Source organism: Trichodesmium erythraeum IMS101 (genome assembly GCF_000014265.1).
In the GTDB taxonomy this organism is placed as follows: domain Bacteria; phylum Cyanobacteriota; class Cyanobacteriia; order Cyanobacteriales; family Microcoleaceae; genus Trichodesmium; species Trichodesmium erythraeum.
In genome coordinates this window covers 3,401,637-3,413,920 of sequence record NC_008312.1, presented here as the reverse complement: position 1 = coordinate 3,413,920, position 12,284 = coordinate 3,401,637, and the positions used below count along the sequence as shown (strand labels likewise).

Below are 12,284 nucleotides of genomic sequence, written 5' to 3'. Positions count from 1 at the left end.
ACCAGTCCAGAAAATAATACTAACAATTTCTGGTAACTCCACTGTTTTTTTCCTTCCTTTGGATGTTTCAGATTTGGCCACAGGTAGTATGGGAGCTATCGTTTCCCAAGTAGCGATACTTGAGATATGTGAAATAGGCTTTGGGAGTTATGTACTCAATGTTTGACACCTGGTTGACTAGTTCCATTTTCTCTGTTTTACTTTCCCGTTGTTTGATTTTAATCTTTTTTTTACAGATACCGTCTAATGCATGGCTATAATTTGACTTTAATAGTGCTGGTTTAAATCATAAATTAAACATTTTATATTTTACAAAAAATTGGTTTTATAGCTTGATTAATTAATGTTTAAAAGAATATTCTTTCTGTATTAATAATTTACATTAAGGGATATTAAAGCCAATAATATAGTCAAAAGTATCACTTGATTTTCATTGAATTATCTAACATATTATCTAAAATTTAATATCAATTCAATAAGGGTTTAGATGATTTTTTTCTGTCAAATATCTCTTTTATAATTATTAAAAATTATTATAAGTTTCAACATAAATATAAATTAAAACTTTGTCTTAAATCTTCTCAAAAAATTTTTTTAGTTAAATTAATTGTCATACTATTTTTTTATATGGGTAATAAATGATTAAAAACTTCCATTAGACATTAGCAGATACTTATAAATTATCTTTAAAAAAAAATTTTTTTAGTTAAATTAATTGTCATACTATTTTTTTATATAGGTAATAAATGATTAAAAACTTCCATTAGACATTAGCAGCTACTTATAAATCATCTTTTTCCTGGAATAAACTACCTAATTAATGAAGACTTACTCTTTCTATTTCTAACTTTATAAATCCTACTTGCTATAGTAATTTTTATCTTATTTGAGATGCTCTTTATATATCCAATTTCACTATATTTTTTCCTGTTATTGTTTGACTAAGACGTATTTTATTCCTCCAAAAAAGATAATAAGCATGAATTTTAACACCTAATTTTTTTTCTTTCTCTCCATATAAAGTCATTAAGTTTAAAGATGGAGATGAAGATGTATTATTGACTTTAAAAACAGCTAAATCAAAACCCTAAACATCTCCTATATTTCAAGAACCCGGGTATTTCAACCTTGAGGTGGAGGAGTTTTTAGAAGTTTGAGTCATGGGATGCCTTCATGTATTTGATACTTTTTTGGTTTCCCACTCCAAAGTAAACTAGATAAACTGGCTTTTTTTTTGACCAAAGGTTTGGTCCCGATACTTAATACTCAAAACATTCATTGAGAGCTAATGAGGTGATTGCCTGATTAGTATATCTTTGAGGGCACAGAAGTATGATTTGTGCACGAAGTGCATCTTAAGCTTGTGATTTATCGGCCCAGACAAAAGATATAAGATGGGATCTTTCTTCTGCTTTCAGATTTACCAGTAGAGCTCGATGGGGCATTTTTTTATCTTAGTTATTCACAAGGAAACTATCACTTGAATTGGTATAATAAATATATTAACTTTTGCAACTAGACACTAGGTAAAAAACCATATCAAAAGTTGGGCTCATACTTGAGAAAAAACTATTTATGACTTACGCAATGGCACTAATTATAGTGAGCATGTCTTGAAAATGACAAAGTTATAAGTTATATATAACAGTAATGGCTGGGTAATATATTTATCAGATTAAAAAAAACATAAATCGACTTCTCTAAAATGCTGATTTGGAAAGAAGCAGGAGATAAGAGAATTTTTTATGAAGATGTTTAACTTCTATCATAATATCTACGAATAAACTTCAATCTGGCAATAAGGCAATTACAATTAAAGTTATTATTTAATTAAATAATGTTACAATCTGTTTTTTTTATGTAAAAATAAGACTGGAAACAGAATTTTTCGTTTTACTTTAAGTTATTGCTTACTCAAATATTCAGTTATTATTATAAGTAGAAAATCTGAGAACTAAAATGGAAAGAGGTTTATTATGGTTGCCCTTATTGGGTGTGTTTATTTGGCTCAGTTGGGCAGGTTGGAATGAGTATCAAAAGTTGGAAGCTTACCGTGTTTGGGCAAAACCTTTTGAGAAAGCTAAATATGATATTTATGCGGTATTGGGTCAGAATGGTGAAAGTATAACTTGGGGAAAACCTAAACGCAAGGAACCTGTAAATTTGGAGACATTTTCTTTGTCAGATGTGCGATCGCTACAATTATTAGTTAATAATAAGCTAGTAGATCTAGAAAATCTTCCTACTCGGGGTAAGGTAGTTTTGGAGTTTATTTTTTCTGATTCTAAAAATATCCAAGTTCCCTTTACAGATATTGATTTAGCTGTTAATTGGTACAAATATTTACAGCAAAAATTGTAGTAGTAGCATAACAGACCTAAAAATGTCTGCTTTTGTAGAACGAAGTGAAATCTAATCCTCAATTTGAAGATACTGAGCATTAAATTCCCTCCCCCACCCCTTGGGTTAATGCATATTAATTGAAAACTCTAGTTAGTAAAATAGTGGAGTTTTCTTTTGATGCTTGATGCTCATTGCCCTAGCTCCAGAAATTGATTTGCGTTACGATCGCTTATACGCTTATCTTCAGGATGATTTCACTTCCAAGGGGTCCAGTGTTGATTTAGCTCTAAACTGACTCTGTCCCTCTCCTGAAGCGAAACTGCTGCAACGAATCAATTTTGCTCCTGATGTACTCTTAATCAAATACGGCTTACTTCTCTTAATTCCTGAACATCATCAGGTTAAGCCACCAATATTATCCTATTATTTGAAACTAGACGACCAGATGATCCATTTTCTCTTAAACCAAAAGGGACTTGAAAACAGCTTAGGATTATATTATGGTATAAATTATTAACTCATCCTGCTATTGAGGAAAAATTTCCCATTCGGGATGAAATCAAGCAGATACTTCCTAAATTAATCACCCAAGCTCAAAATATACACCAGTATCTACTTATCTATTTCTCTAGCTTGCACCTTCCTGAGAAACGCTGTGGAGCGATCGCTCTTGCAGCTCAACTTAACAGGTAGTTATTAATTACCGACTTAGCTCAAGCTTTAGCAATTAAGCAAGATTTTGACTAACTGCTCAAATTATTATTTCGTGAAGCTTGTTTTCACAGTGATGGGAATATTCAAAATATTGCCTTAGCTGCTGCTTGCCTAGCTGCCGAAGCTGATAGTGCGGTAACGATGGAACATATTTTACAAGGAATTCAGCGGGAGTATCAGAAAATGTGTAAGGCATGAGATAATGCTCTGACGGGGTTATCAGCTAGTTGAAACCGACTTACCCAGAACCGCCACATCTAGTAGGTTTTAATGATCATTAACTCTCTACAAATAGGGAATGAATTGCATTTGCCCTCTACAGATAGGGTATTATCTAGAAGTCATGGATAAGTCCTGTAAAAGTTATATATAGAAAGGAAATAAGCAGATTACTAACTTAATTGAAGAACGTCAATGTCTCGTTACAAGGCTTTTCAAATTGATGAACTGCATCGCTATAACTACAATCTTGTAGGGACGCTTTTATGTAACGTCCCTACTGTGATATGGTGGCATGAAAACTGCTGTAAGCTTAACGGAAGTCGTGCATTAAGATTTTATCAGCTTACAACTTTGACGGCCCCAGTAATTTCAGAAAATTATTTGACATTTAAAGTATGAAAAATCCTACTATATTATGGTGGTTATGGGTTAGTCTTGATACTATGATTTTGGATTTAGAAGTAAGGGATACATCGGTTCAAAAATATGGTAAAATCAAGTTTTTTTTTGGTTCTTATAGGTAATATTTATCATACTAATATTCTATCTCAATTTGTTACTAAAAAGTAAATAAAAAGCTAATTCCTATTACTGCTACTAAGACTCCAAAAATTGACCTAATACTTATTTTTTCTCCCATTTTAACAGCAATAGGAATGATAAATATTGGACTTGTAGCTAAAAGAGTTTGGGCGATACCTGCGGAAGCATATTTGAGAGAAGTTTGTTGTAACCAAATACCTAAATAAGTACCACCAAAAGTTACAATAAAAATGTCTATTCTAAGTTTTATTGACCAATTAATTTTTTCTGATTTTTCCTGTCTGGTTCTCTGGAGAAGTAACAAAAAGACAACAATAATTATGCCTCCTATTAATCTGAATAAAGTGCTCCATAAAGGAATAATCTCTGAGAAAAGTAAAGCAAAACGGGAAAGAATTATACCAGTAGAATTAGCTATTGCTGCTAATATTGCCCAAACTATTCCTTGTTTGATATTAATATTACTAATTACTACACCAGGAGTTCTTTCTGAAATTACCCAAGCTACACCTATTCCTGTAATAAAAATTCCGCACCAAGCACCAAAGGTTAATTGTTCTTCTAAAAAAATTAAACTTAGTAAAGCGGTTATTGGGGGAGACAAAGTTCCCACTAAAAGAGTTCTTCTTGCACCCATATTTTTGAGGGCATAAAAAAATGCAGTATCTCCTAAACCAATGCCAATAATACCGCTTATTAAAAGTAAATTTATTGTAAATAAGTTTAGTTCTGTCTGAAGTTTGCCACTAATAATTAAAGTTAGAAAAATCAGAGCGATCGCTATTAAACCTTTGAATAAATTTAATTTTAAGGCAGATATTTTTTGACCAAGTAAGCTATAAGCTGCTGAAGATACTGCCCACAAAAATGCACCACTTAAGGCAGCTAGTTCTCCTTGAAAATTAGTAACCCATTGTTGCATAATTTTTGACTTTGGATAAGTTAAGAAAGAGGGTGAGTCCTAAAAGTGCTGTAATTCATTGCCTTTAGAGCAGAAATTACCATTGATAGATTTATTCAGGACTTACCCAAAGTATTAAATCATACTTTATTTATATTAAGTTTTGAGTGCTGAAAAAATGAAAATTCTTAATATATATGTTGGTTATGGCTAAATCCCATTATTATAATTATTTTGGTCAAGGGAACAGTGGCAATATTTTGCTCTCTTGCTCCTATCTTGCCTGTTTTTGATATTTTTGGGTCCGGCTATATTCTTGATAAATATTAGGAATTTCCACTTCCCAAAATAAACAAACTTAACAAGGTTCCACTATTCCATAAACTATGTAACAATATAGAAGACAAAAGATTACGAGACCTGGTATAAACTGCTCCTAAAATTATTCCCAAAACTGCCAAAGGTAAGACTTCAGAAATATTCAAATGTGCGATCGCAAATAAAAAACCACTGACAATAATTGCTCCCCAAATAGGCATATATTTTGTCAAAGAAGGTAACAAAAATCCGCGAAACATAACTTCCTCAAAAACTGGTGCTGCAATAGAAGCAGTAACAAAAAATAGACCTAAAGCTAAACCATCTTGCCCGTTTAAAGCAATAGGTAAAATGGGATTACTACCACCTTGACCTTGCCATAATTGTTGATTAATTAGAGATATTAAAATGACCATTGGTAAAGCTAAAAAATAACCACCTAAACCCCAGAAAAACCAACCACCACGTAAATCAAATTTAAACCAACCTTTCGGTAAGGGAAAAAACGACTTTAATGATAAATACAATACTAATAAACCACCTAGAGAAAACAAAATATAAGCACTAAGAATATACCCTGCTTGTACTCGCACTCCCATCATTGCAGGTTGCAAATTTGTGAAACTTTTAAAAACCTCTAATCCAAAAGGAACAATAATTTGCCCGACCAAGAAAAAACCGACAACAAATACTTGTAAAATTGTTTCACCATTCCAATTGACTTCCCAAGGTAAATCAGCATTTTTTAACAATAAAGATTCCTTTCCTAAAATTAACCATTGCACTCCTAAAAATATTAGTAATCCTACTCCAAATGTTAATCCTATTCCCGGCACACCGGCAATAATAGCTAACTTTAATACTGCTTGTTCTGCTATCTCTTGTTCCTGTTTTTGCAGTTGAGCTAAATCTTCTTCTCTTTCCTGTAATTTATATAGTTTTTTAAAAGCACTATAACGAAACCATCCATCTAAATTTTGTTCGATTAAATATTCTGCATTAGGTAAAATTTTGGCTGGTGTACTCCAGATTTCTGCTAAAACTTTTGCCGTTTTTCCTAAAGGTTTATTTGCAGTTTCTGACTCAGTTAAATTTTGCCAACTTTGCTGAGCTGTATTTATTTGATTTTTTTCTATTTGCAAAATACCAATATTAAGATCAAATTCATTAATTAACTTTTTTAACTGATTAATATCATCATTTAACTTTTTACTTTGTGCTGTTATTCCTTCCTCTAAAGATAAAATTTGTAAATCTTTTTCTTGTTTTTCCAATTGCTTTTGAGCCGAATCACGAGCATTTTTGTATTGTATTAATCCAATTTGCTTAGAGTCATTACCAATCAAAGTTTTACTAGCTAAATAAAAATTTTTACTATCTAAATCTTGAGGTTTCCATTCCCCAGCCTGCAACAATAAATTTGTCTGATATAACTCCAGACGACTTTGAATTTGTGGCTGAGTTACACTACTAATTAAAGAAAAACTAATATAAGCGATCGCTACAATAGTCAGAATACTTAAAATTAACTTTTTAATTTTCATTAATATCTCCGTTCTACTAAACTTATTCAACAGCTTTTTAGAGCTAGTTTCCTGCTTCTGTGAATCATCACTGAGCAAAGTCTGTAACCTTATTCTCTCCAAAGACTTAACATCGGTGATAACTCCACCTACTGATGTACGGGGCGAACATTCTCAAATATAGTCCATACTGTCAAGGGACGAATGGCCATTAACCCCTACCGACTTCCCCTTTAGAGGACTATCCTTTATAAACATCTTTCTTAACATAAAACTTGACAAAAGAAAAAAGTTATGGATCTACTATTAAGTGAATATTTCGGAACAGTAAATGTATTTAAAAATACGTTTTTTTTCTGCCGTATGTAATTGAGCGATCGCTTTTTTCCCACATCTCCCACTCTTATAGGGGTATGTTTTTAACAAATGGGTAGAGTAACTACCTTTATTCAGTATCAAATCAATCCGAAAAGAGTACTTTTTTTTATACAAAAAAATGGTCAAAAAATCCTCCCATACTTACCTCTTTTCCTACACTCCCCACACTCAAGGGCATAATTCTAAAAAACATACACTTGTAAAACCCCCCACTTCCCCACCTCCCTATCAGAAAAGGGTGTTAGAAGTTCCTGATTAGAGATAGCTCAGGGAGGTTTGACTTTTAAGTTCAGCTATTAAGACCTAAAACAGTGTAAAATGCACTCTGTCTCACAGTTCCAAATCAATCTATAATATAAATTATCGATGAGTACCCGTGTTATCCTTGTGCGTCATGGCCAGAGCACCTATAATATAGAAAGCCGAATTCAAGGTCGCCTTGATGCTTCAGTTCTGACTGAGACAGGCCAAAATACCGCTCGTCAAGTAGGTGAAGCTCTTCAAAGCCTAAAATTTGACGCTATTTATAGCAGTCCCCTACAAAGAGCAAAACAAACTGCTGAAATTATTCATTCCTATTTAGACTCTCCACCCCCGGTCCAAATCAAAGAAAATTTAAGAGAAATTGATTTACCTTTGTGGGAAGGAATGATGCGCGAAGAAGTGATAGAGAAATATGGAGAAGATTATAGTTTATGGAAAAGCAGTCCCCAGGAACTTTGTATGGAGGTTTCCAAACCAGAGGGTCAAATCAAGCACTTTCCTATATTATCTCTGTTTGAGCAAGCTAAGAAATTTTGGTCAGAGACTTTGAATAATAATGATCATAAAACTATTCTACTTGTAGCCCACAACGGTATTAATCGCTGCCTCATTTCTACAGCTTTAGGAATAAAGCCATCTTATTACCACTCTATTCAACAGTCCAATTGTGGTATTAATATACTAAACTTTACTCCTCCTTATTCTTCTTTTTCTGGAGAGAATGAACCAGGAGGACCTGTACAATTAGAATCAATGAATCTCACTACTCAGCTTGGTGAAAAGTTTCCTCAACCTAGAAGTAACCATCAAGGTCCCCGGTTGTTACTGGTGCGTCACGGCGAGACTGACTGGAACCGAGATGGTAAATTTCAGGGACAAATTGATGTACCACTTAATGATAATGGTCGAGTGCAAGCTAATCAAGCTAGGGAGTTTCTTAAGGATGTACATCTAGATTTTGCTGTGAGTAGTTCGATGTTACGTCCCAAAGAAACGGCTGAGATTATTTTGCAGCATCATCCAGATGTAGAGTTAAAATTATTGGATGGTTTATGGGAAATTAGCCACGGTCTCTGGGAAGGAAAGTTTGAGTCAGAAATTGAAGAGGGTTTTCCTGGGTTGTTGAAACAGTGGAAGGAATTTCCGGCATCGGTTCAAATGCCAGAGGGAGAAAATTTACAGCAAGTTTGGAAAAGAGCGCTGGTTTCTTGGAATGAGATTATTAGGTCGGTTTCTGGTGTTGGTATTGTAGTTGCCCATGATGCTATTAATAAGGCTATCCTTTGTCAATTATTTGCTTTGGAACCGGAACATTTCTGGAATTTTAAGCAGGGTAATGGGGCAGTTAGTGTGATTGATTATCCTGAAGGTCCAGATGGACTTCCAGTATTGGAGGTGATGAATATTACTTCTCATTTGTCTGGGGGTATTTTGGATAAAACTGCTGCTGGAGCTTTGTAGGAGTTTGGTCTCCAAACCGAAGGAGAGTAGGGTGCGTTTCACTGCGTGACATGAAAATGAAATGTAACGCACCTATCATTTAATATATTTCGATGCTACTGGAATGACTAATTTTTCTAATGATTTAACAATCTGTGGTAATGCACCATTTTAATTGATTGCTATACTTTGCATATACTAAAATGAGGTTTATATTTTCCCATATCATAAGAGAAAAGAATTATACTTTTCAAAAGCCACTATCTTTTTATGTTTCTTTTTCTTCTGTTTGCTTTGGAGTAGTGTTCCTAATCTCATAACATATAAACCTGCTAGCGCTCAAACAATTCATCGTTGCGAAGAAGATTTTAGAACCGACGTAGATTATTTTAAGGAGTTGCCAGACATTTTTTATCACGTAGTGCCAGATATTTCTGGTTCTTATGGAGGGTTCTTTAATCCCGGAATAAAAATGGCAACCTGTTTTGTCCCAGTTACCAGTAGAAAATGTTTTTACTGGGACCGAAGTAAAGAAAAATGGCGTCCTTGTGGTCAAGATTTTCAACACTTAGACCCTAATCATCCCACAAAATTGAGGTTCAGCGGTGATGGTGGAGTATTAGAGCGCAATGGAAAAAAATATCATGGATTTTTTCCTACATCAAAATTTTACTTTGATTGACAATTATGAAAAAGTCCTGTAAGTTACATTTTTGCTGACGCAAAGTCCAGAACTAGGTTAGGTTGTTTCGCTAATGGGACATGTTTCGGCTAAGAGATAAGTATAGGTTGGGTTGAGGTATCGAAACCCAACATTAGCAAGGTTTTATTGGGTTTCACTGTCGTTCTACTTAATCTACATTCTACATTATTCTGACTTGTATATAATTAATAAACAGCAAACTACTTCAACAAATCCGAATATTAGGTATAGGTTTGGTTGAGGTATGGAAACCCAAAATTAGCATAACAAGGTTTTGTTGGGTTTCACTATCGTTCTAACCAACCTACATTCTTCTGACTTCTATAGAAATGAATAGCAAATTACTTCAAAAAGTCCGAATATTAGACCCTGTTTACGACACAGACAGAGTTGCTGATGTTTTAATTATTGATGGAAAAATAGCCACAGTTGAGGAAAATATTTCCGAGTTTCCAACTAAAACAGATATTCAAGACTGTCAGGGATTAATTTTAGGTCCTGGTTTAGTAGATTTATATTGTCATAGCGGAGAACCTGGGTTTGAGGAACGGGAAACTATAGAATCTCTAATGCAAGCTTCTAAGGCAGGTGGTTTTACCAGGTTAGCAATTTTGCCGGATACTTTTCCTCCTGTGGATAATTTGTCTGGTTTGGCAAGATTACAAAATTTGGCAACTCAGGTAAATAATAATTCTACTTTTCCTCTCTTTTATTATTGGGGTGCTATTACTCAGGGTGTAAAAGGTAAGGAAATGACTGAGTTGGGGGAATTAGCTGCATCAGGTGTTATAGGGTTTGCTGATGGTTTGGCTCTAGAAAATCTTGGTTTGTTACGACGAGTTTTGGAATATTTGAAACCTCTGAATAAATCTGTTGCTTTATTTTGCAAAAATTCTGGGTTAGCAGGTAATGGGGTGATGCGAGAGGGGTATGATTCTATTCGTTTGGGTTTGCCTGGGGTTTCGACTATGGCTGAAACTTCTGCTTTGGCTGCTGTTTTAGAGTTAGTAGATGCTATTGGTACTCCGGTTCATATTATGCGGGTCTCTACTGCTCGGAGTGTAGAGTTAATTGCAAATGCTAAAAGTAGGGGTTTGCCTATTACTGCTAGTACGACTTGGATGCATTTGTTGTTGGATAGTCTGGCTATTGAGGGTAAGTCTCTTCTGGATAATTATTTTTTTCCTTATGACCCGAATTTACGTTTGGAACCTCCTCTAGGAAGTCAGAGCGATCGCTTAACTTTACTTGAAGGTATTAGGGATGGGGTTTTAGATGCTATTGCTATTGACCATGCTCCTTATACTTATGAAGAGAAAACTGTTGCTTTTTCTGAAGCACCCACAGGAGCAATAGGACTACAAATAGCATTACCTTTATTATGGCAGAGTTTTGTCAACACAGGACAGATGTCGGCTTTAGAGTTATGGAGATTATTAAGTACGTCTCCTAGCAAATGTTTAGGATTAATTCCTGGAGATATCAGACCCCAAAAGTCAGCAGAAGTGACTTTATTTGCTCCTCAAGAAACTTGGGTAGTAGAAAAACAAACTTTGAAATCTCGTTCTTTTAATACACCTTGGTTAGGAAAACAAATTCAAGGTCGTGTCCTAGAGTGGGAGTTTTAAAGGATATTATTTGTTATGAAGCACCTAGACATGAAGATATGAATTAAGGAATTCATTACCTTGAAATTGATAAAAACTTTTGATATTTTAAAAGTTTTTCAGATTTAGAGGTATTCAAGTTTAATCCCTTAATTCCCCCGACTGTAATTAAACCTTAATCTTGAGCTTTAAATTTCAAATTTTGATAAAAAAAATAGGGTCTGCAAGCATTCCCTGAGACAGAGGATAAAAAAAATATTCGCCATACACTTTTCTTGCCTTTGCCTTAGAGGGCTCAGTACTGATACTAATAACTAAAATGCTTCTTACTCGTATAATGGTAGTTCATCTATTGTACCAAGACTAGTAAAAGGCCAAAAGCGAAATATAGCTCGACCAATAATATTTTCATAAGGTACAAAACCCCAACATCGGCCATCATAACTATGATTACGATTATCCCCCATAACCAAATAAGAATTTGGAGGCACTTCCACAGGTTGAGAAAGAAATCTTTTATCAGGAGGGCAGACATCTATTCTTGTTTGTTGGTGATTAGTTTTTCTAGCTTCAAGTTCTGCTGGATTAGAATCTGAAGCAACATAAGTTTCTTCTACTATCTGATTATCTATATATACCTTTCCATCTTTCAATTCTACTCGCTCTCCAGGTAATCCAACTATCCGTTTAATAAAAGCATCTTTATACTGAGTTTTTAGTTCATTTGTTGGGTTGAAAACCACAATATCTCCTCTTTTCGGTTCTTGGAATTGATAACCCAATTTATCTATAATCAAGCGGTCATTAATTTGTAATGTTGGTAGCATCGAACCAGAGGGAATAAAACGTGCTTCGGCAACAAATTGACGAATTCCTATAGCTAAAATCACGCTAAGTCCAATAGTTTTTATTGACTCAATCAAAGGATTTTCTTCATTTTGATTTTCTTTATGTGTTGATTTTTCTTCTTTATTCATTATCTATATCAATCACAGAATTAATCTGAAAATACTGGTTTTATTTAACAGTTTTTTAACCCTTAATGATTCAGGATTTTTTTTAAGTACCCTGTCTAAGCATTGAAAATAGCCGAGAATTTCAATCATCTTAAGTTCATGTTGTATTATAGTGATATTTTGATTTTTTATGTTTTTGAGTTGATAGTCATAATAGGGATAATTATAACAATCCTAAAAAAATTGTGAAAAAAACGGAATTGAGTTTAGTCTTTTCATGCCATTTTTTTGTCCTCGGCTTGCAGACCAAAGCCCTACAATAAAATACTACAACCTATGGTTGGAATACTTTAGTAGAGATTGTGAATAAAA

7 protein-coding genes are annotated in these 12,284 nt (G+C 33.9%); 4 read left to right on the top strand and 3 right to left on the bottom strand.

From position 1 onward, the window contains the following. Positions 1–1,959 precede the first annotated feature (1,959 nt). A complete protein-coding gene (locus tag TERY_RS10365) occupies positions 1,960–2,361 on the top strand; it encodes a hypothetical protein (protein ID WP_011611786.1) in 402 nt (133 codons plus the stop codon). 1,477 nt (positions 2,362–3,838) lie between these two features. On the opposite strand, the gene TERY_RS10360 is transcribed toward TERY_RS10365, so the two are convergent. Further along, entirely contained in the window at positions 3,839–4,744 is a 906-nt protein-coding gene (locus TERY_RS10360) for an EamA family transporter (RefSeq protein WP_011611784.1), read from the bottom strand. A gap of 305 nt (positions 4,745–5,049) precedes the next feature. Further along, entirely contained in the window at positions 5,050–6,585 is a 1,536-nt protein-coding gene (locus tag TERY_RS10355) for a CPBP family glutamic-type intramembrane protease (protein WP_011611783.1), read from the bottom strand. 723 nt (positions 6,586–7,308) lie between these two features. Between TERY_RS10355 and TERY_RS10350 the strand changes: the two genes are divergently transcribed. From TERY_RS10350 to TERY_RS10340, 3 genes are all read left to right on the top strand, one after another. Next, complete coding sequence (locus TERY_RS10350; RefSeq protein ID WP_011611782.1) at positions 7,309–8,667, top strand: histidine phosphatase family protein; 1,359 nt, start codon at positions 7,309–7,311, stop codon at positions 8,665–8,667. Positions 8,668–8,935: 268 nt separating this feature from the next. Continuing rightward, positions 8,936–9,328: a hypothetical protein gene (locus TERY_RS10345; RefSeq protein WP_011611781.1), complete on the top strand. Its 393-nt coding sequence runs from the start codon at positions 8,936–8,938 to the stop codon at positions 9,326–9,328. 350 nt (positions 9,329–9,678) lie between these two features. Beyond that, the gene (locus TERY_RS10340) at positions 9,679–10,977 is read left to right on the top strand and encodes a dihydroorotase (protein ID WP_011611780.1); all 1,299 of its coding nucleotides are present in this window, start codon (positions 9,679–9,681) and stop codon (positions 10,975–10,977) included. 305 nt (positions 10,978–11,282) lie between these two features. Here the strand turns inward: TERY_RS10340 and lepB are convergent, their stop codons facing one another. After that, positions 11,283–11,933: a signal peptidase I gene (gene lepB / locus TERY_RS10335; protein WP_011611779.1), complete on the bottom strand. Its 651-nt coding sequence runs from the start codon at positions 11,931–11,933 to the stop codon at positions 11,283–11,285. Between the last annotated feature and the right edge of the window lie 351 nt (positions 11,934–12,284).

Excerpts from the sequence above, each read along its gene's own strand:
- TERY_RS10365 (WP_011611786.1), top strand. The coding sequence starts at position 1,960 with ATGGAAAGAGGTTTATTATGGTTGCCCTTATTGGGTGTGTTTATTTGG.
- TERY_RS10360 (WP_011611784.1), bottom strand. The coding sequence starts at position 4,744 with ATGCAACAATGGGTTACTAATTTTCAAGGAGAACTAGCTGCCTTAAGT.
- TERY_RS10355 (WP_011611783.1), bottom strand. The coding sequence starts at position 6,585 with ATGAAAATTAAAAAGTTAATTTTAAGTATTCTGACTATTGTAGCGATC.
- TERY_RS10350 (WP_011611782.1), top strand. The coding sequence starts at position 7,309 with ATGAGTACCCGTGTTATCCTTGTGCGTCATGGCCAGAGCACCTATAAT.
- TERY_RS10340 (WP_011611780.1), top strand. The coding sequence starts at position 9,679 with ATGAATAGCAAATTACTTCAAAAAGTCCGAATATTAGACCCTGTTTAC.
- lepB (WP_011611779.1), bottom strand. The coding sequence starts at position 11,933 with ATGAATAAAGAAGAAAAATCAACACATAAAGAAAATCAAAATGAAGAA.